This is a genomic window from Streptomyces sp. NPDC052043 (genome assembly GCF_044548235.1).
Classification (GTDB): domain Bacteria; phylum Actinomycetota; class Actinomycetes; order Streptomycetales; family Streptomycetaceae; genus Streptomyces.
The window spans coordinates 394,595-415,248 of sequence record NZ_JBIUBT010000001.1; the positions used below are offsets into that span (position 1 = coordinate 394,595).

The window sequence follows — 20,654 nt, forward strand, 5'->3', positions numbered from 1 at the left end:
GTTCCACGCGCCGGCGCGTACCCCGCGGTCCCGCCGCGGGGTTCACCCCCTGCCGGTGCGGTGGAACGGCTGCCGCCTCCCCCCGGGAATGTGGCTCTGGGCCCGGCCGACGGAAGCGCGCTGCTCCAACTGTGAAGCTTTGGTGGAGGAGATGTCGAGCATAGGGGGCCAACCGGCTTTGGCGGTACGAACGTTGGGATTCCGCTTGTGCAGATCACCGTCGGTGGCCCGTCCCGTACCGCACGCGGTCCGTCACGTGGTCCCTCATCCGGTCCGTCCCGTGCCGCTCAGCCCCGCCCCACGTACGGCATCGTCGTCGCCAGCACCGTCGCGAACTGCACGTTCGCCTCCAGCGGCAGCTCCGCCATGTGCCGCACGGTGCGTGCCACGTCGGCGACGTCCATCACGGGTTCCGGTACGACCTCCCCGTTGGCCTGGAGGGCGCCCGTCTCCATCCGGGCCGTCATGTCGGTGGCCGCGTTGCCGATGTCGATCTGCCCGACCGCGATCCGGTACGGCCGCCCGTCCAGGGAGAGCGCCTTGGTCAGGCCGGTCAGGGCGTGCTTGGTGGCGGTGTAGGGCGCGGAGTGGGGCCGGGGCGTGTGCGCCGAGATCGAGCCGTTGTTGATGATCCGGCCGCCCTGAGGGTCCTGCTCCTTCATCCGCCGGTACGCCGCCTGCGCGCACAGGAAGGCCCCGTTGAGGTTGGTGTCCACCACGTGCCGCCACGCCTCGTAGGACAGGTCCTCCACCGGCACGCCGCCCGGCCCGAACGTGCCGGCGTTGTTGAACAGCAGGTCGACGCGCCCGAACCGTTCGACGGTGGCGGCGAACAGCGCGGCCACGTCGTCCGGCCGGGCCACGTCGGTGCGCACGGCGAGGGAGGCGGACCCCGGTGCGAGCGCCGCCGTCTCCTCGAGGGTCTCGGGGCGCCGCCCCGCCAGGGCCACGCACCAGCCCGCGCGCAGCAGTTCCACGGCGACGGCCCGCCCGATGCCCGAGCCGGCTCCGGTCACCACCGCGATCTTCGATTGCCTGTCGGTCATGGCATCGGAGCGTACGAGGACGGTCCGCCACGCGGAATCCACTGTCCGCCATACGGATGCCCGCCGAGGCCGCGGGTCTCGGGCGGGGCTCAGGCGAGCGCGGCCTCCCGGGCCTGGCCGGCGTCCGGTCCGGCCGCCTCCCCCGGATACCGCACGCCGATCCGCTCCCGCACCGCGTCCAGCGTCCGCATCACCGCCAGGGTGCCGTCCAGGGGCACGAGAGGCGACTGCTTCTCGCCGGCGCGCAGGGCCCGCATCACCTCCCGCGCCTCGTGCCGCAGGCTGGTGCGCGGACCGTCGGCCGGGTCCGCGGTGAACTCCTCCGGCTCACGGCCGTGCCGGCGCAGCACGAAGCTCTCCGGGTGGAAGAAGCCGGAGGGCACGTCGATCCGGCCCTCGGAGCCGGTGACCGAGGCGCAGGTCGCCGTGGAGCCCGTGATGGAGCAGTGCAGCTGGGCCAGCGCGCCGCCGTCCCAGGAGAGCAGCACGCCGGTCTGGAGGTCGACGCCCTCCGCGGAGAGCGCCGCCCTGGCCGTCACGTCCGACGGCTCGCCGAGCAGCAACTGGGCGAACGACACCGGGTAGACGCCGAGGTCGAGCAGCGCCCCGCCGCCCAACTGCGGGTCGCGCAGCCGGTGCGAGGCGGGGAAGGGGCCGGCGAGCCCGAAGTCGGCCTGGACGGTGCGCACTTCGCCGACCGCGCCGTCGTCGACCAGTGCCTTGATCCGCCGCGTCAGTGGATTGCAGTACATCCACATGGCCTCCATCAGGAACCGGTCGTGCTCCCGGGCGAGGGCGACGAGTTCCTCGGCCTGCCGCAGGTTCAGCGTGAACGGCTTCTCGCACAGCACGTTCCGCCCGGCCTCCAGGCACAGGCCGGCGGCCGCCCGGTGGGCCGTGTGCGGGGCGGCGACGTAGACGACGTCGATGTCGCCGTCCTCGGCGAGCGACTGCCAGTCGCCGTAGGCCCGCGGGATCCCGAACCGTTCCGCGAACGCCTTCGCCGGACCCTCGGCGCGCGAGGCCACCGCCACGACCTCGGCGTCCGGCAGGTCCACCAGGTCCGCGGTGAACGCGGCCGCCATCTGGCCGGTCGCCAGAATTCCCCAGCGCACCGTCTGTTCCGCCACCCCGGACACTTCCGACATCCCGGACCCCACCCTCGCTCGCGCGTTCCTCGGCACGGTGTACGAGCTGAGAGCATAGGCGGCGGATCAGCCGCAGAGGGCCCAAGGGCCGCAGAGGGCCCGGCAAGCGCCGGGTGAGGAAGGACACACATGTCGGAGGGTGGGGCGCCGGCACCGTACGCGCCGCGAACGGCCGTACCGGAGCGGGGACCCGCCGGCCCGCCGGCGCGCGCGGCCCGCCGCGCCGGACTGCTGGTGACCCTGATCCTCGGCGGGCTGACCGCGACGCCCCCGCTCGCGATGGACATGTACCTCCCCTCCCTGCCGGAGGTCACCCGGTCCCTGCACGCCCCGGCCGCGACCGTCCAGCTCACGCTCACCGCGTGCCTGGCCGGCATGGCGCTCGGGCAGCTGGTGGTCGGCCCGATGAGCGACCGGTGGGGGCGCCGCCGTCCGCTGCTGGCGGGGCTCGCCGTCTACGTCCTCGCCACCGCGCTGTGCGCGTTCGCCCCGAACGTCGAGACGCTGGTCGCCTTCCGGCTGGCCCAGGGCCTGTCCGGCGCGGCCGGCATCGTGATCGCCCGCGCGGTCGTCCGGGACCTGTACGACGGCGTGGCCATGGCCCGCTTCTTCTCCACCCTGATGCTGATATCCGGGGTCGCCCCGATCGTGGCGCCGCTGATCGGCGGGCAGATCCTGCGGGTGACGGACTGGCGGGGCGTGTTCGTCGTCCTCACGGTGGTCGGGGCGCTGCTGGCCGCGGTCGTCTGGGCCCGGCTCCCGGAGACCCTGCCGCCCGCGGGCCGGCACGGCGGCGGGGTGGGCGAGACGCTGGGCTCGATGCGCGGGCTGCTCGCCGACCGCGCCTTCACCGGGTACCTGCTCGCGGGCGGCTTCGCCTTCGCCGCGCTGTTCGCGTACATCGCCGCCTCGCCGTTCGTGATCCAGGAGATCTACGGCGCCTCCCCGCAGACGTACAGCCTGCTGTTCGGGCTCAACTCGGTCGGACTGGTCATCGTGGGCCAGGTCAACGGCCGGGTGCTGGTCGGCCGGGTCCGCCTGGACCGGGTGCTGGCCGTCGGCCTCGTCGTGGTCATCCTGGCCGCGACCGGTCTGCTGCTGATGGCCGCCGGTGTCTTCGGGGACGTGGGCCTGGTGCCCGTGGCCGCCGGGCTGTTCGTGCTCATGTCCGCGATGGGCGTCACCCTGCCCAACGCCCAGGCGCTCGCCCTGATGCGGACCCGGCAGCACGCCGGCTCCGCGTCCGCCCTGCTCGGTACGTCCTCCTTCCTCATCGGCGCGGTCGCCTCCCCGCTCGTCGGGATCGCCGGGGAGCACACCGCCGTGCCGATGGCGCTGGTCCAACTGGCGGCCGCGCTGGTGGCGCTGGCCTGCTTCATGGGAATGTGCCGTCCCTGGAGGCCACATGCGGCCGAGAGCGTGCAGGAGGAGAGCTGAGCGCACCGAGACTGCGCGGGGACACACCGGAGAAGGCCGGACTTGACCCCGCCGAGCTGCGTCACCTCGTCCGCGAGGTCCACGACCTCACCGCCGGGGAGCACCCCTGGGCGGCCGGCGCCGTCGTGATCGCCGGACGCGGCCCGGTGATCGCCGTGGCCGAGGCGGCGGGCTGGGCGGTGCGGTACGCGTCCTACGACCCGGCCACCGACCGGGGCGTCGAACTGCCGCCCGACCAGCGGGTGCCGATGACCGTGGACACGCCGTTCGACCTGGCCTCCCTCACCAAACTGTTCACCGCGGTCGCCGCCGTGCAGCAGATCGAACGGGGCACGCTGGGCATCGACGCGCGGGTGGGGGCGTACCTGCCGGAGTTCCGGGCGGCCGCCGCGCACGGCGTCACCGTACGGCAGCTGCTCACCCACACCTCCGGGCTGCGGCCCGAACTCCCGCTGTACGACTGCCCCGACGACGCCTCCCGGTCGGCGCTGCTGCGCGCGGAGGCCCCGGTGGGCGTGCCCGGCACGTACACCTACTCGGACCTCAACCCGCTGCTGCTCCAGCGCGTCCTGGAACGGGTCACCGGCCGACCCCTGGACGTCCTGGTCCGCGACGGGATCACCCGACCGCTGGGCATGGCCTCGACCCGCTTCGGCCCGTGCCCCGACGCGGCGGCGACCGAGGACCAGCGGCGGCCGTGGGCCAAGGCGGACCGGGGGATGCTGCGCGGGGAGGTCCACGACGAGAACGCCTGGGCGCTGGGCGGCGTGGCCGGTCACGCGGGCCTGTTCTCGACGGGCCCCGACCTCGCGGTCTTCTGCCGCGCGCTGCTCGCGGGCGGCTCCTACGGCCCCGCCCGGATCCTCGGCCCCGACCTCGTCGACCTGCTGCTCGCCCCGCCGGGGCTGGGCTTCGCCGTGGACCAGCCGTGGTTCATGGGCGAGCTGGCGGGCCACGGAGCGGTGGGCCACACGGGCTTCACCGGCACGTCCCTGGTCCTCGACCCCGCCACGGACACCTTCCTGGTCCTCCTGGCCACCACGGTCCACCCCTGCCGCCGCCCACCCGCGAGCGGCCCACGCGCGACGGCGGCGACACGGCTGGCACGGGCGGTCCGGGGCGCCCGCCGGACCTGAGGGGGCGAGTACCCCGGGCCCCCGCCGGGTTCGACGGGCCGGGGCGGCCTGCCGGGCCCGAGAGCCGCGAGACCCCTGCGCGCCGCGGTGACCCGGCGGCGCGGGTGGTCGGGTTCGAGAGGCGTCGGGGGCGGTTCCGGGGGTCCGCCGGACCTGAGAGAATCGCACGGTGAACGACGTCGTACCCCCGTCGGAGACCCTCCGTGCCGCGCTCTCCGGGCTGCTCGACGGGCTGCCGCCCCGGCAGGCCGCGGGCGCCGTGGAGCGGCTGATCGCCAACTACCGGGGGAGTACCCCGACCGACGCGCCGATCCTGCGCGACCGCGCGGACGTCGTCGCGTACGCCGCGTACCGGATGCCGGCCACCTTCGAGGCGGTGCGCTCGGCGCTGGCGGCCCTCGCCGAGGCCGCGCCGCAGTGGACGCCCGGCAGCCACACCGACGTCGGCGGCGGCACCGGCGCCGCCGCCTGGGCCGTCGGCGCCACCTGGGACGGGATCCGGCCGGTCACCGTACTGGACTGGGCCGAGCCCGCGCTCGCCCTCGGCCGGGAGATAGCCGAGGCCGACCCGGCCCTGCGGGACGCCCGCTGGCAGCGCGCCCGGATCGGCGCGGCGCTCACCCTCGACGACACCGACCTCGTCACCGTCTCCTACGTCCTGGGCGAGCTGACCGAGGCCGACCGCGCCGCCGTCGTGGACGCCGCCGCGGCCGCCGCCCGTGCCGTCGTGGTCGTCGAGCCCGGCACACCCGGTGGCTACGCCCGCGTCATCGAGGCCCGGGACCGGCTGATCGCGGCCGGCTTCCAGGTCGCCGCGCCCTGCCCGCACAGCGCCGCCTGCCCGATCGTGCCCGGAACGGACTGGTGCCACTTCTCGGCCCGGGTCAGCCGGTCCTCCCTGCACCGGCAGGTCAAGGGCGGCTCCCTCGCCTACGAGGACGAGAAGTTCAGCTACGTCGCCGCCACCCGCTTCCCGGCCACCCCGGCCCCCGCGCGCGTCGTCCGCCGCCCCCAGATCCGCAAGGGCCAGGTCCTGCTGAACCTCTGCGCGCCCGACGAGGGCCTGCGCCGGGAGACGGTCACCAAGCGCCACGGCGACCTGTACAAGGCGGCCCGCGACACGGACTGGGGCGCCCCCTGGCCGCCCCCCGACCCGACGCGCTGACCACCGGCACCGCGGCGGGTGGCGGACCCGCACGGTTCGGCGGGAGCGGCGAGACGCGCCGTCTCACGTCCCTGCTACCGTCGGCGCATGGCCGACAAGCCCGCCCCCGACGCCAGCCGCCGCAGTGAGAAGTCCCGCCGCGCGATCTACGCGGCCGCCCTCGCGCTCGTCGCCGAGACCGGGTATCCGAAGACCACCATCGAGTCGATCGCGGCGCGGGCCGGGGTGGGCAAGCAGACGATCTACCGCTGGTGGCCCTCGAAGGCGGAGGTGCTCATGGAGGCGTTCCTCGACCTCGGCGAGCAGGCGGCGGCCCGGCAGGGGGACGAGCAGGGGGACGGGCCGGGAGAGGGGCCGCCGGACGGGATCCCCGACACCGGTGACCTCGCCGCCGACCTCAAGGCCGTCCTGCGCGCCACCGTCGACGAACTCCTCGACCCGGCGTTCGAGGCGCCCGCCCGGGCCCTGGCCGCCGAGGGCGTGGTGAACGAGCGGCTCGGCCGGCAGTTCGTGGCCAAGCTGCTCGAGCCGCAGCTGGAGCTGTACGTCCGCAGGCTGCGCTCGGCCCAGGACGCCGGCGCCGTACGCCCCGGCGTCGACCCGAGGATCGCCCTGGAGCTCTTCGTCTCCCCGCTCGCCCAGCGCTGGCTCCAGCGCACGGCGCCGATCTCCTACGCGTACACCGACACCCTCGTCGACTACGCGCTGTACGGGCTCGCGCCGCGCTGAGCGTCGCCGCCACCACCCCGGTTGCCGGCTCCGGTCCCGCGGGGCGGAGGATGGTGGGACCATGGGACATGCTGTCCACACCAGCGAGGTCAGGGGATAGATGAGCGCGGAGTTCGGCGACCGCACCGGCCGGCAGGGCAAACTCACCAGGTGGCTGCGGGGACGCCGCCCCAAGGAGACCGCCGGGGACGGCGGTCGCGAGGCACTGCTGCTCGCCGCCGCGGCCGCGGGACTGCCCCTCGCGCCCGCCGCGCACCCGGGCACCGGATACGGCTGCTCCTGCGACCGCGTCGGCTGTCCCACGCCCGCCCGGCACCCGGTGTCGTTCGCCTGGCAGACGCAGTCGACCACCGACCGCGCCCAGATCGAGCGCTGGGCCCGGCACCAGCCGCGGGCCAACTTCATCACCGCGACCGGAATGGTGCACGACGTCCTCGACGTGCCCCTGGAGGCCGGCCGCCAGGCCCTGGAGCGGCTGCTCGCCGAGGGCGTCGACGTCGGCCCGGTCGCCGAGAGCGACGACGGCCGCATGTTGTTCTTCGCCCTCACCCGCGGCACGCCCGAGGACGAGGACGAGTGGTGGCCCTGCGAGCTGGACTGCCACCCGGAGACCATGGACGAGCACCCGGGCCTGCGCTGGCACTGCCGCGGCTCCTACGTCCTGGTACCGCCGGCCCGCCTGCCCGGCGACGACGACCAGCAGGTGCGCTGGCTGCGCGGCCCCGAGCACGCCCTCCCGGACCCCCTGAGCCTCCTGGAACCCCTCACCGACGCCTGCGCCCGCCACGCCGCCCAGGAGCCGGACCTCCCCACCACGACCTGGCCCCTGCGCCACTGACCCCCGACGGCCGAACCCCGGTGGCCGGACACCGTAACCGAGGTCCCGGCCCTGCGGCCCAGGCGCCTACACGCCTTGGGTCCTACTCGCCCTGGGCCGAGGTGAGGCCCTGGACGCGGGCCAGTATCGACACCTTGCCCCCGGCCGCGCCCGCGCCCTTCGCCGGGTCGACGGCCGCCTCGTTGGAGATGAACTCCATCGTCAGGGACTGCTTGACCTCGCCCGTGGTGAGCGCCTGGACGTCCTTGTTCGGGGTGGGGACGGAGGCACCCTCGGCGGCGGTCTGCTTCTCGTAGTGGCGGGTGGTGAAGAACACCAGCGCGCCGCCGTCCGCGGTGCGCAGCGCCAGCGGGGCGTAGGCGCCGTCCGTCATGGGCTGGTCGATGTACTGCCGCGCCAGCCCCGGCCGGCTCGCGGCCTTGGCGCGCAGCCCGCGCCAGCCGGTGGTGTGGGTGCCGTCGGCGAAGGCGTCCCCGCCGCTGCTCAGATACGTCGCGTAGGCCTTGCTCAGGTCGCCGGGCGCGACCGCCAGTTGGGGGCTGTCCACGGGCAGGGTCTCGGCCAGGCCGTCCGCGTCCTTCCGGAACTCCGGCACGCCCCCCGCCGGCGCCAGCGTCAGATACGCCACCCGCCACTTCTCGGTGGCGCCGTAGCGCAGGAACACCAGCAGCCAGCGCTGGTCGCCGCCCTTGTTCCCCTTGGCGTCGGCGAGGAACCAGCGTGGCCAGCCCGCCTTCTTGGGGATCGTGAACCTGGCGTCCGTCAGTGTCAGCGGGGTGTGCGCCGAGTTGCCGCCCGGGTTGTTGGTGTGCCCGGCCTTCAGCCGCGCCCCGTCGATGGCGCCGAGCGCGCCGGTCACGACGTCCGCGTCCAGGGAAGGGTCGTAGGCCTTGTCGGCCGCGTTGTAGGCGTCGGTGAACCGGGTCAGCGCCTTGGCCGCCTCGGCGGGGGTGGTGGCCGGAAGCACCTCACGCTCCCCGTGCACCACCACGCACCCGCTCGCCGTCAGTGTCAGCGCGGCCGCCGTGACGGCTGCCGTCGCCCAACGCTCAAGCCTGCGAAGCCTGTGAGGGCCGCGAACCCTGCTCATCAGCCACCGTCACCTTCCTCTTCCCGGAGGCGAACCCTACCGGGGCGAAGAAGAGGGTGAGCGTCGGGACCAAGTAGAGCAGCCACACCGTGACCTGGAGGACCGTCGGGTCGGGCTGGAAGTTGAACACGCCCTTCAGCAGCGTGCCGTACCAGCTGTCCGGCGGGACGGCCCCGCTGATGTCGAAGGCCAGATCGCCCAACCCCGGCACCCAGCCGGCCTCCTGGAGGTCGTGGAGGCCGTACGCCAGCACGCCCGCCGCGACGACGACCAGCATGGCGCCGGTCCAGGTGAAGAACTTGGAGAGGTTGATCCGCAGCGCGCCCCGGTAGAACAGCCAGCCCAGGAGGACCGCCGTGGCCAGGCCCAGCGCGACGCCGATCAGCGGGCGCGGGGTGCCGTCGGAGGCTGCGTGGACGGACGCCCACACGAACAGCGCGGTCTCCAGGCCCTCACGGCCCACGGCCAGGAACGCCGTGGCGACCAGCGCGCCCGTGCCCAGGGCCAGCGCCTGGTCCAGCTTGCCGTGCAGTTCGGACTTCAGATGCCGGGCGGTGCGCCGCATCCAGAAGACCATCCACGTCACCAGGCCCACCGCGAGGATCGACAGCGAGCCGCCGAGCGCCTCCTGCGCCTGGAACGTCAGCTCCTGGGAGCCGAATTCGAGGACGCAGCCGAAGCCCATGGCGATGGCGACCGCGATGCCGATGCCGGTCCAGATCGGCTTCAGGGCGTCCCTGCGGCCGGTCTTGACCAGGTAGGCGATGAGGATGCACACGACGAGGCTGGCTTCCAGCCCCTCGCGCAGGCCGATCAGGTAGTTGGAGAACAAGGGTCACGCCTCCTCGGACAGCAGGGTGCGTCCCCACCAGTCGTGCGTGTCACGCACGCCGGGCGGGATCGCGAAGACCGCCGAACCCACGTGCTGGATGTACTCGTTGAGCGCGTCGTGCGCGGCCAGCTTGCGCTGGAGCGGGATGAACCCGTTGCGCGGGTCGCGCTGGTAGGCCAGGAAGAACAGCCCGGCGTCCAGGCGGCCGAGGCCGTCGGTTCCGTCGGTGAAGGAGTAGCCCCGGCGCAGGATCGTGATGCCGTTGTTGGCGTCGGGGTGCGACAGCCGTACGTGCGCGTCGGGCTTCATCGCCTTCAGGAACGGCTCGTCGTGCTCCTTGGGCCTGCCGACCGGCGCGCCCTCGCCCTTGTCCCGGCCGAAGATGTCCTCCTGCTCCTGGAGCGGAGTCCGGTCCCAGGTCTCGATGTTCATCCGGATGCGCCGGGCGACGAGGTACGAACCCCCGTTCATCCAGGCGTCGTTCGCACCGTCGTCCCCGTCGCCGACCCAGACGAACTTCTTCAGCCGGCCGGTCTCGGTGCCCGCGATGTTGCGGGTGCCGTCCTTGAACCCGAAGAGGTTGCGCGGGGTGTGGGCGTCCGGGGTGGTCGAGGAGGTCTTGCCGAAGCCGAGCTGGGACCAGCGGACGGCGACCTTGCCGAAGCCGATGCGGGCCAGGTTGCGGATCGCGTGCACGGCGACCTGCGGGTCGTCCGCGCAGGCCTGGACGCACAGGTCGCCGCCGGTGCGGGAGCGGTCCAGGTTGTCGCCGGGGAACCTGGGCAGGTCCACCAGGGCGGCCGGCCGCCTGTCCTGCAGCCCGAACCTGTCGAACAGGGAAGGCCCGAAGCCGATGGTCAGCGTCAGCCGCGAGGGGTTGAGGCCCAGCGCCTCGCCGGTGTCGTCGGGCGGCGCCTCGGGGAGTCCGCCGTACGCGCCCTCACCGACCTCCTTGCCGGCGGTCATCCGGCGCGCGGCGGCCGTCCAGTCCTTCAGCATCCGCACGAACTCGTCGCGGTCGTCGGTCTTCACGTCGAACGCGGCGAAGTGCAGCCGGTCCTGCACGGGTGTGGCGATGCCGGCCTGGTGGGCGCCGTGGAACTCCACCGCGCCGCCCGCGTCCGCGCCGACCGGGTCCAGGTCGGAGCCGGTCCTGGTCATGGCCACCGCGCCGCCGGCCGCGACGGCGCCGAGCGCGACCCCCGCCCCGCCCCAGCCGATCACGGCGCGGCGGGACGGAGCGCTGCCCTGGGTCTCGGTCATCTCGCGCCCCCTACTTCGCGACGGCCGCGGCGAGCTTGGACAGCGGCTCGGCGAGCGCGTTCACCGCGTCCGAGAGCTCCTTGCGGTCGTCCTTGCCGACCTTGTCGTAGGAGACGAACTCGTACGACGTCTTGTCCGTGCGGTACTTGTCGAGAAGCGCCTCGAGCGCGGTGAACTGCTTGTCGAGCTCCTTGGCCAGCGCCGGGTCGTTCTTCGAGGCGACCGGCCTGAGGAGTTCGTACGCCTTCTGCGCGCCCTCGACGTTGCCCTTGAAGTCGACCAGGTCGGTGTGGGCGTAGCGGTCCTCCTCGCCGGTGACCTTGCCGGTGGCGACCTCGTCGAGGAGTTCCTTGGCGCCGTTGGCCATGGAGGTCGGGGTGATCTCGGCGGTGCCGACGCGCTTCTGCCAGTCCTTCAGGTCGACGAGCAGCTGGTCGGCGAGCGCCTTCTCCTCCGCACCGATCCTGCCGTCCTGCCACAGCGCCTTCTCCAGGCGGTGCCAGCCGGTCCACTTCTGGCCGTCCTCCAGGCCGTCCTCGCGGACGTCGACCTTGGGGTCGATGTCGCCGAAGGACTCCGCGACCGGCTCGGTGCGCTCCCAGCCGAGGCGGGAGATCGCGTACGCCTTCTTGGCGGCCGGCAGGTCGCCGGCCTTGATCGCCTTCACGAACGCCTCGACGCGGGGCAGGGTCTCGTCGGCCTGGTCCTGGGCGTACTGGCGGTAGTCGGCGACGGCCGCGTCCAGCTTCGGGTCGCGCTTGGCGACCGTGCCGCCGGTCACCTTGACCTCCTGGCGGATGCCCTTGCCCTTCATGCCCGGCTTGCAGGCGATCAGGTACTCGCCGGCCTTCACCTCCGCGGTGACCTTCTGCTTGATGCCGGGGCCGATGTTCTCGCGCTCGGCGACGATCCGGTCGTCCGGGAAGAGGAGGTAGACCTCGGTGACCTTCGAGCCCTTGTTCTCGATGGCGAGTTCGACGTGCCCGGCCGGGAACTCCTTCTTCGAGACCTCGCAGGAGTCGTCCTTCGCGGTCACCTCGACCACACGGTCGCCGTCCTGCGCGCCGCTCTTCTGCGTGCAGGCCGTCACGGCGGTCAGAGCGACCGCGGCGGCGGCGGTGATGACGGAGAGGCGGGCGGCGCGCATGCAGACTCCAGAAGAAAAGGTTTGGTGAGGCTCGCCTAACTTACCCTAGGCTTATCTAAGTCATTCCCGGACGGGTCTGTGATGCAGCTCGCACAACTGGCCGAGGTCGACGATTCCCCACCAGGTGCGGCCGGACGACGCCGAGTTGGCGAAAGGTCCCGGGGGGACCGCTCGGGGGTTAACCCCATGGCCGGGTGACGGCCCACGGCATAGCTTCGAGGGGTGTCGGGCCCGAACCGTTCGAGCCGGCACCTGGCAGAAGTCCACCACGGGGGGAAACATGCGTCAGCGGGTCCGCGCTCTCGGGATCCTGGCGGCGACTGTCGTCGCGGCCGGTCAACTGGCCGCGTGCGGCTTGGTGCAGGGGAAGACCTTCGAGGACGACAGCACCTTGTCCGGGAAGATCACCTCGGTACGCCTGGAGAACAGGTCGGGCAGTGTCACGGTGAACGGCACCAAGGGCGACGGCGGACTGTCGCTCCACCGCAAGGTCACCTACCGGGGTGACAAGCCCCACGGCGCCACCCACCGGATCGAGGACGGAGTCCTGGTCCTCGGCGGCTGCAGCCGCTGTTCGGTCAGCTACACGGTGGACGTGCCCGCCGGTGTCCCGGTGAGCGGCGGGACCTCGAACGGCTCCGTCCACCTGACGCACGTGGGCGCGGTGAAGCTGAGCACCAGCTCCGGCACGATCGAGCTGAACGGGGTGTCCGGCCCCGTCGAGGCGCGGACCTCCAACGGCCGGATCAGCGGGCACGGCATCACGGGCCCCCGGATCCAGGCACGGACCTCCAACGGCTCGATCGACCTCACCCTCGACACCGCCCAGGACGTGCGGGCCAGGACGTCCAACGGGCACATCTCCCTGACCGTGCCCGAGGCCCGCTACAAGGTGACCGCCAAGGCCGGCAACGGCGCCAGGAACATCGATGTGACCGACGATCCGTCGGGCGCGCACCGACTCGACCTCACCACCAGCAACGGGGCCATCACCGTCAAACACTCCTGATGAGCGGCGTGCGCCACCGGAATCAGGTCGCACAGGCGCCGCCCCGCGACGGGCTCCGTCTCGGGGTCACCAGAACCGCGCCCGTGCGCGGGTGGGGCAGGACCTCGACCGGCTGGTCGTAGACCCGCGACAGGAGCTTCTCCGAGAAGACCTCGGCGGGCGGGCCGTCGGCCGCGACACGGCCGGCGCACAGGATCGCCACCCGGTGCGCGTACGCGGCGGCCAGTCCCAGGTCGTGCAGCACCACGACGACCGCGTCCCCGGCGTGCGCCCTTTCCCGGCACAGCCGCAGCACCATCTCCTGGTGCTTCAGGTCGAGCGCGGCGGTCGGCTCGTCGAGCAGCAGCAGCGGCGCCTGCTGGGCCAGCACCCGGGCGAGCGCCACCCGGGCCCGCTCGCCGCCGCTGAGCGCGGAGAACGGGCGCGCGGCGAACGCGGTCACCTCGGTGGCGGCCATCGCCTCGGCCACGATCCGCTCGTCCTCGGCCGGGGAGGACGAGGACGCGTGCGGGGCCCGTCCCATCCGTACGACCTCCTCGACCGGGAAGGGAAAGGAGAGCGCCGCCGACTGCGGCAGCACGGCGCGGCGCAGGGCGAGTTCGGGCGCGGACCACTCGGCGGCCGGGCGGCCGTCGATCCGCACCACGCCCCGCGTGGGCGGGAGATCGGCGGCGAGCACGCCCAACAGGGTCGACTTCCCCGCGCCGTTGGGGCCCACCAGGGCCAGCACCTCGCCGGCGCGGACCGAGACGTCGACGCCGTCGAGCACCTCGCGCGCTCCCAGCCGCACATGCAGCGCCTCCGCCTCGGCGAGCACGTCCCCGGCCCGGGCCGGGGCGGGGGGAACCGGCCGTGTCCTCAAACCCGGCAGTCTCATGCCCAGCCTCCTTGCCTGCGACGGGTGCGGCGCAGCAGCCAGAAGAAGAACGGGCTGCCGACCAGTGCGGTCAGTACGCCGAGCGGAAGCTCGGCGGGTGCGGCGAGGGTACGGGCGGCCAGATCCGCGCCGAGCAGGACGAGCGCGCCGAGCAGGGCACTGCCCGGTACCAGGAAGCGGTGCCCGGGCCCTGCCACCATGCGCAGCAGATGCGGGACGACCAGGCCGACGAAGCCGATGATCCCGGAGACGCTCACCGCGGCCGCGGTCAGCAGCGCGATGACCAGCACCAGCACGATCCGCAGCCGCTCCACGTCCACGCCCAGGTGCCGGGCCGGACCCTCGCCGAGCGAGAGCAGGTCCAGGCGGCGCGCGTACAGCGGGGCGATGCCCAGCCCGAGCGCCGCGCACGGCAGGACGGCCATGACCTTCGGCCAGGTCGCCTGGGAGAGCGAGCCGAGCTGCCAGAAGGTGATCTGGCTGACCGCGGCGGAGTCCGCGAAGAACAGGAACAGCCCGATCAGCGCGCCCGCGAAGGCGTTCACCGCGATCCCGGTGAGGATCAGCGTCACGACCTCCGTACGGCCGCCCGAGCGCGCCATGGCGTACACCAGCAGGACCGTGCCCAGACCCGCGGCGAAGGCGGCCACCGGGACCGTCCAGGTGCCGAGGAAGTCCAGACCGAGAGCGATCGCGGCGACCGCGCCGACCGCCGCCCCGGAGGAGACCCCGATGACGCCCGGCTCGGCCAGCGGGTTGCCGAACACGCCCTGCATCAGCGCGCCCGCGCAGCCCAGCGAGGCGCCGACGAGCAGGGCCAGCACGATGCGCGGGAAGCGCACGTTCCACAGCACCGACTCCGGGACCCGGTCGAGACCGCCGCCACCGAGCCCGATCCGGTGCAGCACGGACGAGAGCACCTCACCGGTCGGGATCGGGTACGCGCCGGTCCCGGCGGCGACCGGCACCAGGACGAGCAGGCCGAGTACCAGACCACCCGTCAGCAACCAGGGCGTGCCGCGCCGCTTCCGCTCGGCGGGCGCGGGCGGCGCCTGGAGCGGGCGTACGGGCTTGTCGTCCAGCGCCGTCACCGGGCACCGCCCGCGTACAACTGGTCGACGATCGAGCGCAGCACCTGGTCCGTGCGCGGCCCGTAGTTGAGCAGCACGCCGTCCTCCACCGAGACGACCCGGCGCTCCATGCCGGCCGGTGTCTGGGCGACGCCCGGGATCTTCACCAGCCCGTCGAGGCCACCGACGGATTCGAGCCCCTTGCTCATCACGAGGATCGCGTCCGGCGCGGCCTTCGCCAGCGCCTCGGCGGTGATGGCGGTGAAGTCCTTCGACAGCCCCGAGTCGGCGCCCGCGTCGATCCCGCCGGCCGCCTCGATCAGCGAGGTCGCACCGGACTTGGCGCCGCCGATGAGATAGACGGAGGCCGAACCGCGCAGGTACAGGAAGGCGACGCGGGGGTGGTCGGCGTGCGCCGGGATCGCCTCGCGCACGGCGTCGATCCGGTCCTGGGAGTGCTCGGTCAGCTCCTTGCCCGCGGCCGGGACGCCGAGCGCGTCGGCGACCGCCCGGATGCGCGCTCCCACGTCGGCCAGGCCCGTCGCCGGCTTCACCACGAGCACCGGGACGCCCGCGGCGCGGATCTGGTCCATGGCCTCCTGCGGCCCGGTCGTGGTCTCCGCGAGCACCAGGTCGGGGGCGAGGGACAGGACGCTCTCCGCGGACACGTCGTGATTGCGGGTCACCACCGGCAGTTTCGCCGCCTGCTGGAAGGTGGCGGTGATGTCGCGGGCGACGACCCGGTCGCCGAGTCCCAGCGTGAACACGATCTCGCTGAGGCTTCCGGACAGCGGGACGATCCGCCGCGCCTTCGTGACGGTCACCTTCCTGCCGTCGGCCGACTCGACCGTGACGGGGAGCCGGGGCGCGGGTGGGGAGGCGAGGGGTTCGACTCGGTTGTCCACGGCACCCGACGTCGTCGTGGTCCTGGTGGGGGAGGCCTCGGTTCCCCCTTGGCACCCGGTCGCGGTCAGGGCGAGGGCGAGCACCGACACCAGGGCTGTCGCCAGTCGGGTGCGCAAGCGTGGCACGGTCCGGTCCGTTCTCTCGTCGGCGGTGCCGATCTTTCGGCGGCCATAGCTTAGGTTAGCCTTACCTTGGTTTGCTACTGGCTCCGGATCCGGAGGACTTCCATGCCTGCGCGCGCTCGCGCCCTGGTCACCGCGTGGTGCACCGCACTCGCCGTACTCGCGGCGGCCCTGCTGACGACCCTCCTCCCGGCCACCCCCGCGTACGCCGAGAGCCGTACCGTCCAGGGCGGTCGACTGGACTGGGGCATCAAGTCCTCCTTCCAGAGCTATGTCACCGGGCCCACAGCCAAGGGGAGTTTCTTCCTGACCGGCGGTGCCGCGACCGTCGGCGGCAGCGCCTTCCGCTTCCACTCGGCGACCGGCGGCTACGACGGCGCCACGGGCGCGTTCCGGGCCGCCTTCTTCGGCGGGGTCCGCTTCGTCGGCCACCAGGAGGCGGGCGGCGCATACCAGTTGGACCTCACGCTCAGCCGTCCCACCGTGAGCATCTCCGGCTCCACCGGCACCCTCTACCTGGACGTCGTCAGCAAGGCGAGGGACACCGGGAGGGTCACCACCTCCACACAGGTGCCCTTCGCCACCCTCTCCCTCGGCGGCATCGACATGAAGGGCGGCGGCGACGCGGTCGTCCTCAACAACCTGCCCGCCACCCTCACCGCGCAGGGCGCCCGGTCCTTCGCCGGCTACTACACGGCCGGAACCCCGCTGGACCCGGTGAGCCTCGCGGCGGACGTACGCCCGGCCGCGAAGGCGGCGGCCCCGTCGCCCACGCCCACCCCATCCAAGTCGGCGAAGAAGAAGACGACTTCGCACCAGGCGCTCGTGAACGGCGCCGTCGACTGGGGCGTGCGCCGCACCTTCCGCGAGTACGTCACCGGCGACATCGCCCGCGGCAAGTGGACCCTGACCGACGGGGCTCAGGACGGCGGCGCCCTCTTCCGCTTCCCCTCCGGCCGGGGCACGTACGACAAGGGTGCGCTCGACGCCACCTTCAAGGGCACCGTGCGCTTCACCGGCGCGCACGGCCTCGACCTGGAACTGGGCGCCGTCCGCGTCACCGTCGCCAAGGGCACGGGCACGCTCTACGCCGACGTGACGAGCCCCGGCCTGACCGCCGCGAAGGTGCCGCTGGTCACCTTCGCGGCCAAGGACCTGACCGCCCGCGACGGCCTGGCCAAGGTGACCGAGGCACCGGCCGAGCTGACCGCCCGAGGCGCCAAGGCGTTCGGCGGGATGTACCCGGCGGGCACCGCGATGGACCCGGTGTCCCTGGCCGTCGCCCTCACCGAGGACGCCAAGCTGCCCGCCCTGCCCGACCTGGGCAGCGCGGTCACGGACACCACCGCCACGCCCGCACCCACGACGGCCGCCCCCGCCGCCTCCGCCGCCGCGGCCGAGCCGGTCGCGGCCACCGGCGTCGACGGCGCGCCGGTCCTGCCGATCGCCCTCGGCACGGGAGGCGCGCTGGTGGCCGCGCTCGGCGCGACGGCGCTCCTCCGCCGCAGAAACCGCACGGCGTCCGCCGCGACCGCCACGGGTTCCGACAGCTCCGCGAACTCCGGTGCCGCAGGCTCCGCTTCCTCGGGCTCCGGTTTCTCGGACTCTGCTTCCTCGGACTCCGGTTCTGGTGCCGGCGAGGAGCGGTCCGCCGGGTCGTGACCCTTCCCGACTTCCCGTCCCACCCCCACTTTCCCTCCCACCCCCACGTCCTGATCCCCTCCGCCGCCCCACCGGCGGACCCCGTCACGAGGAGAACCGTCATGCCCGCCACCGCCACCGCCACCCGCGCCCGCAGACGGCCGGTGATGTTCGCCGCCGCCGTGGCCACGGCCACCGCGCTGAGCGCCGCCGCCCTGGCCGCGGCCCCCGGTGCCGCCGCGGCCTCCGTGCCCCTGACCGGCTACGAACTGAGCTGGGGCATCAAGGAGACGTACCGGAACTACGTCACCGGCCCCTACACCAAGGGCACCTTCACCGTCACCGACGGCGCCTCCCAGGCCGACGGCAACGGCGTCTTCACCTTCACCGGCGGCCAGGGCACCTACGACAGCACCAACCACACGCTGCACCTGGCCTTCAAGGGCACCATCGTGGCCGAGTCGCCGGTGCACGGGTTCAAGCGGGTGCTCAGCGACTTCCAGTACGACAGCGCCACGGGCGTCCTCACGGCCGACCTGACCGCCGACGACGGCCCGACCCAGCAGGACGTGCCGATCGCGGACGTCGCGGCGCCCGCGAGCTCGGACATGAGCAACCTGGCCACCACCCTCGCCGCCGAGGCCGGCACCTTCCTCGGCAGCGCCTCCTACGCGGGCGCGGCCGGCGACCCGCTGTCCGTGGTGAAGAAGCAGGACACGACCTCGCCGAGCCCGTCGCCCAGCGAGTCGGAGACCACCTCGCCCGAGCCGACCTCCTCGCCCACCTCGTCGGCCTCGCCGAGCGAGTCGGAGACCGGCACCCCGTCGTCCCCGAAGCCCAGCGACTCCGCTTCCCAGAGCGCCAAGCCCACGGCGTCCACCTCCCCGTCCGCGTCCACCGCGCCCGCCCCGGCCAAGGGCGACATCGCCGACGGCAGGCTGACCTGGGGGGTGAAGGACTCCTTCCGCAGCTATGTCGTCGGCCCGGTGGCCAAGGGCCGGATCACGGCGTCGGACGGCGCCTCCCAGGCGTCCGGCAACGGCGCCTTCACCTTCGCCGACGCCACCGGCACCTACGACACCGACGCCGGCACCCTCTCCGCCGCGTTCAAGGGCGCGGTGAACTTCAAGGGCCACCAGGGCGAGGGCGACGGCGGCGGCTACGGGCTCGACCTCACCCTCAACAACGTCAGGGCCGCTCTCGCCGGCGGGTCCGGCCAGCTGACCGCCGATGTCACCAGCCTCGGCGAGAAGTCACCGAACGTGGTCCTGGCCGACCTGAAGGCCGCCTCCACCAAGTTCACCGCGAAGAGTGACGTCATCACCGTGAACGGGGTGACGGCGACGCTGACCGAGGCCGGCGCCCGGGCGTTCGGCGGCTTCTACGCCAAGGGCACCGCGCTCGACCCGGTGAACCTGTCCGTCGCCCTCAGCCAGGGCGCCGAACTCCCCTCCGGCGACGGCACGTCGGGCGGCGGCTCCGGCGCGGGCGGCACCGGCACCGCCGGCGGCACGGGCGGCGTCGGCGGTACGGGCTCGACGACCGGGGGCATCGGCTCCACCACCGGCGGCATCGGCGGCAGTATGGCCGCCACCGGCGCGGGCGTTCCGGTGGGCGCCCTGGGCGCGGCCGCCGCGGCGACCGTGGCGGCGGGCGCGGGTGTGCTCTACGCGCTGCGCAGGCGGCGCGAGACGCAGGCCTGATCCGCGTCGGCGGCGGTGCCGTCCCGGTCCGGACGGCACCGCCGCCGCGATGCTTCAATGCCCGGGTGACTGATGACGACGTGCTGCGCGTCTTCTGCGGGCCCCGCGGCGGCTACCGGGATTCATTCGCAGTGCACCGGCGTTCACGCCGGTGGTGAGCCGAATCCGGGGGGTTGCGACGCGGAGCGTCGCCGGATCGTTCCAGCGGAGCCGGATTCGGCTGATCCGCCCCGGACTGTCGGTGACCGGTGCTAGCGTCCGGATCGTGCAGCTTCGGTACGCCTTTCGACTCGACCCGACGCTGTGTCAGCGCATCGCGCTGGACCGGGCGTTCGGGTGTGCGCGGGTGGTGTACAACGACGCGGTCGCGGCGCGGGAGCGGGCCCGGGCGGCCGGGGAGGCGTTTCCCACCGCGGCGGTGTTGTCCAGAGTGCTGATCACCGAGGCGAAGAAGACCCGTGAGCGGCATTGGCTGGGCGAGGTCTCCGCGGTGGTGCTGCAGCAGGCGCTGCGGGATGCCGAGGCCGCCTACCGCAACTTCTTCGCCTCCCTCACGGGAAAGCGCCAGGGCCCGAGACTGGGGGTGCCGCGGTTCAGGTCGCGCAAGGATGCCAGGCAGGCGGTCCGGTTCACCGCGAATGCCCGCTGGTCGATCACCTCCACGGGGCGGCTGTGCCTGCCGAAGATCGGTGAGGTGCGGGTCCGGTGGTCGCGTGCCCTGCCCTCGGTCCCGTCCTCGGTGACCGTGATCAAGGATGCTGCCGGGCGGTACTTCGCCTCTTTCGTCATCGACACCGACCCGGCCGCGGATCTGGAGCGGATGCCCGCGAGTGATCAGGCGGTGGGCATCGATCTGGGGCTGACGCACTTCGCGGTCCTGTCCGACGGCACGAAGATCGACTCCCCGCGGTTTCTGCGCCGGGCGGAGAAGAAACTGAAGAAGGCGCAGCGGGAGCTGTCCCGTAAGCAGAAGGGCTCGAAGAACCGGGCCAAGGCCCGCGTGAAGGTGGCCCGCGCGCACGCGCGGGTGGCCGACGCGCGCCGCGAGTTCCACCACCAGCTCTCCACCGAGCTGATCTGCGAGAATCAAGCGGTCGCGGTGGAGGACCTGGCGGTGGGCGGCCTGGCGCGCACCCGGCTGGCCAAGAGCATCCACGACGCGGGCTGGTCCCAGTTCGTGCACATGCTCGCCTACAAGGCCGCCCGGTACGGGCGCATCTTCGTCAAGGTCGGCCGGTTCGAGCCCACCAGCCAGGTGTGCTCCGCCTGCGGACACCGCGACGGGCCCAAACCCCTGCATGTGCGGGAATGGACCTGCACCGTCTGCGGCACCACCCACGACCGGGACCACAACGCCGCCATCAACATCAAGGCCGCCGGACTGGCGGTGACAGCCTGTGGAGCGCGGGTAAGACCGGAACGTGTTCCGGCACAGCGCGGTGAAGCAGGAAGCCACGGAATCCGCACCGGAGCCCGTGCCGCGTAGCGGCACAGC

18 protein-coding genes are annotated in these 20,654 nt (G+C 73.3%); 9 read left to right on the top strand and 9 right to left on the bottom strand.

Features of this window, described 5'->3' with window-relative positions; translation table 11 throughout:
- Positions 1–287: 287 nt before the first annotated feature.
- Positions 288–1,046 (bottom strand): SDR family oxidoreductase, encoded by a 759-nt coding sequence (locus ACIHCX_RS01780; RefSeq protein WP_400025612.1) that lies wholly within the window; start codon positions 1,044–1,046, stop codon positions 288–290.
- Between the two features lie 89 nt (positions 1,047–1,135).
- On the bottom strand, positions 1,136–2,194 hold the full coding sequence (locus ACIHCX_RS01785; RefSeq protein WP_400025614.1) for a Gfo/Idh/MocA family protein: 1,059 nt from the start codon (positions 2,192–2,194) through the stop codon (positions 1,136–1,138).
- Between the two features lie 129 nt (positions 2,195–2,323).
- Here ACIHCX_RS01785 and ACIHCX_RS01790 point away from each other — a divergent pair, with 129 nt between their 5' ends.
- The 5 genes from ACIHCX_RS01790 to ACIHCX_RS01810 all read left to right on the top strand — a co-directional run bounded on the left by ACIHCX_RS01790 (position 2,324) and on the right by ACIHCX_RS01810 (position 7,499).
- Entirely contained in the window at positions 2,324–3,631 is a 1,308-nt protein-coding gene (locus ACIHCX_RS01790; protein ID WP_400025615.1) for a multidrug effflux MFS transporter, read from the top strand.
- Positions 3,580–4,767, top strand: a complete 1,188-nt coding sequence (locus ACIHCX_RS01795) for a serine hydrolase domain-containing protein (protein WP_400025617.1) — start codon at positions 3,580–3,582, stop codon at positions 4,765–4,767. The genes ACIHCX_RS01790 and ACIHCX_RS01795 overlap by 52 nt, the downstream gene beginning before the upstream one ends.
- 169 nt (positions 4,768–4,936) lie before the next feature.
- Complete coding sequence (locus ACIHCX_RS01800) at positions 4,937–5,932, top strand: small ribosomal subunit Rsm22 family protein (RefSeq protein WP_400025619.1); 996 nt, start codon at positions 4,937–4,939, stop codon at positions 5,930–5,932.
- 87 nt (positions 5,933–6,019) lie between these two features.
- Positions 6,020–6,661, top strand: a complete 642-nt coding sequence (locus ACIHCX_RS01805) for a TetR/AcrR family transcriptional regulator (RefSeq protein ID WP_400025621.1) — start codon at positions 6,020–6,022, stop codon at positions 6,659–6,661.
- A 100-nt stretch (positions 6,662–6,761) separates the two neighbouring features.
- Positions 6,762–7,499 carry a bifunctional DNA primase/polymerase gene (locus ACIHCX_RS01810; protein ID WP_400025623.1) on the top strand — a complete coding sequence of 246 codons (738 nt, stop codon included), beginning with the start codon at positions 6,762–6,764 and terminating at the stop codon, positions 7,497–7,499.
- An 82-nt stretch (positions 7,500–7,581) separates the two neighbouring features.
- Here the strand turns inward: ACIHCX_RS01810 and ACIHCX_RS01815 are convergent, their stop codons facing one another.
- The 4 genes from ACIHCX_RS01815 to efeO are packed head-to-tail and all read right to left on the bottom strand — an operon-like array spanning position 7,582 to position 11,831.
- Complete coding sequence (locus ACIHCX_RS01815; protein WP_400025624.1) at positions 7,582–8,589, bottom strand: hypothetical protein; 1,008 nt, start codon at positions 8,587–8,589, stop codon at positions 7,582–7,584.
- The gene (gene efeU, locus ACIHCX_RS01820) at positions 8,549–9,421 is read right to left on the bottom strand and encodes an iron uptake transporter permease EfeU (RefSeq protein ID WP_400025625.1); all 873 of its coding nucleotides are present in this window, start codon (positions 9,419–9,421) and stop codon (positions 8,549–8,551) included. Before efeU ends, ACIHCX_RS01815 begins: the two co-directional genes overlap by 41 nt.
- Positions 9,422–9,424: 3 nt before the next feature.
- Entirely contained in the window at positions 9,425–10,684 is a 1,260-nt protein-coding gene (efeB, locus tag ACIHCX_RS01825) for an iron uptake transporter deferrochelatase/peroxidase subunit (protein WP_400025627.1), read from the bottom strand.
- 10 nt (positions 10,685–10,694) lie between these two features.
- Positions 10,695–11,831, bottom strand: coding sequence for an iron uptake system protein EfeO (gene efeO, locus ACIHCX_RS01830; protein WP_400025629.1), 1,137 nt, complete (start codon positions 11,829–11,831; stop codon positions 10,695–10,697).
- A 280-nt stretch (positions 11,832–12,111) separates the two neighbouring features.
- Here efeO and ACIHCX_RS01835 point away from each other — a divergent pair, with 280 nt between their 5' ends.
- A complete protein-coding gene (locus ACIHCX_RS01835; protein WP_400025630.1) occupies positions 12,112–12,840 on the top strand; it encodes a DUF4097 family beta strand repeat-containing protein in 729 nt (242 codons plus the stop codon).
- Between the two features lie 22 nt (positions 12,841–12,862).
- Here ACIHCX_RS01835 and ACIHCX_RS01840 read toward each other — a convergent pair whose 3' ends face one another.
- The 3 genes from ACIHCX_RS01840 to ACIHCX_RS01850 are packed head-to-tail and all read right to left on the bottom strand — an operon-like array spanning position 12,863 to position 15,809.
- Entirely contained in the window at positions 12,863–13,717 is an 855-nt protein-coding gene (locus tag ACIHCX_RS01840) for a heme ABC transporter ATP-binding protein (protein WP_400025632.1), read from the bottom strand.
- Positions 13,714–14,799: a FecCD family ABC transporter permease gene (locus ACIHCX_RS01845; protein WP_400026579.1), complete on the bottom strand. Its 1,086-nt coding sequence runs from the start codon at positions 14,797–14,799 to the stop codon at positions 13,714–13,716. The genes ACIHCX_RS01840 and ACIHCX_RS01845 overlap by 4 nt, the downstream gene beginning before the upstream one ends.
- Positions 14,800–14,804: 5 nt before the next feature.
- Positions 14,805–15,809, bottom strand: a complete 1,005-nt coding sequence (locus ACIHCX_RS01850) for a hemin ABC transporter substrate-binding protein (RefSeq protein WP_400025634.1) — start codon at positions 15,807–15,809, stop codon at positions 14,805–14,807.
- A gap of 111 nt (positions 15,810–15,920) precedes the next feature.
- Between ACIHCX_RS01850 and ACIHCX_RS01855 the strand changes: the two genes are divergently transcribed.
- The 3 genes from ACIHCX_RS01855 to ACIHCX_RS01865 all read left to right on the top strand — a co-directional run bounded on the left by ACIHCX_RS01855 (position 15,921) and on the right by ACIHCX_RS01865 (position 20,645).
- The gene (locus tag ACIHCX_RS01855; protein WP_400025636.1) at positions 15,921–17,477 is read left to right on the top strand and encodes an HtaA domain-containing protein; all 1,557 of its coding nucleotides are present in this window, start codon (positions 15,921–15,923) and stop codon (positions 17,475–17,477) included.
- Positions 17,478–17,578: 101 nt separating this feature from the next.
- Positions 17,579–19,159 carry an HtaA domain-containing protein gene (locus ACIHCX_RS01860; RefSeq protein WP_400025638.1) on the top strand — a complete coding sequence of 527 codons (1,581 nt, stop codon included), beginning with the start codon at positions 17,579–17,581 and terminating at the stop codon, positions 19,157–19,159.
- 265 nt (positions 19,160–19,424) lie between these two features.
- The gene (locus tag ACIHCX_RS01865; RefSeq protein ID WP_400025640.1) at positions 19,425–20,645 is read left to right on the top strand and encodes an RNA-guided endonuclease InsQ/TnpB family protein; all 1,221 of its coding nucleotides are present in this window, start codon (positions 19,425–19,427) and stop codon (positions 20,643–20,645) included.
- Positions 20,646–20,654: the final 9 nt, after the last annotated feature.

What these genes read in the sequence shown, in the direction of transcription:
- ACIHCX_RS01780 (WP_400025612.1), bottom strand. Translation starts at nt 1,046, where the DNA reads ATGACCGACAGGCAATCGAAGATCGCGGTGGTGACCGGAGCCGGCTCG.
- ACIHCX_RS01785 (WP_400025614.1), bottom strand. Translation starts at nt 2,194, where the DNA reads ATGTCGGAAGTGTCCGGGGTGGCGGAACAGACGGTGCGCTGGGGAATT.
- ACIHCX_RS01790 (WP_400025615.1), top strand. Translation starts at nt 2,324, where the DNA reads ATGTCGGAGGGTGGGGCGCCGGCACCGTACGCGCCGCGAACGGCCGTA.
- ACIHCX_RS01805 (WP_400025621.1), top strand. Translation starts at nt 6,020, where the DNA reads ATGGCCGACAAGCCCGCCCCCGACGCCAGCCGCCGCAGTGAGAAGTCC.
- ACIHCX_RS01810 (WP_400025623.1), top strand. Translation starts at nt 6,762, where the DNA reads ATGAGCGCGGAGTTCGGCGACCGCACCGGCCGGCAGGGCAAACTCACC.
- ACIHCX_RS01815 (WP_400025624.1), bottom strand. Translation starts at nt 8,589, where the DNA reads ATGAGCAGGGTTCGCGGCCCTCACAGGCTTCGCAGGCTTGAGCGTTGG.
- efeB (WP_400025627.1), bottom strand. Translation starts at nt 10,684, where the DNA reads ATGACCGAGACCCAGGGCAGCGCTCCGTCCCGCCGCGCCGTGATCGGC.
- efeO (WP_400025629.1), bottom strand. Translation starts at nt 11,831, where the DNA reads ATGCGCGCCGCCCGCCTCTCCGTCATCACCGCCGCCGCCGCGGTCGCT.
- ACIHCX_RS01835 (WP_400025630.1), top strand. Translation starts at nt 12,112, where the DNA reads ATGCGTCAGCGGGTCCGCGCTCTCGGGATCCTGGCGGCGACTGTCGTC.
- ACIHCX_RS01840 (WP_400025632.1), bottom strand. Translation starts at nt 13,717, where the DNA reads ATGAGACTGCCGGGTTTGAGGACACGGCCGGTTCCCCCCGCCCCGGCC.
- ACIHCX_RS01855 (WP_400025636.1), top strand. Translation starts at nt 15,921, where the DNA reads ATGCCTGCGCGCGCTCGCGCCCTGGTCACCGCGTGGTGCACCGCACTC.
- ACIHCX_RS01860 (WP_400025638.1), top strand. Translation starts at nt 17,579, where the DNA reads ATGCCCGCCACCGCCACCGCCACCCGCGCCCGCAGACGGCCGGTGATG.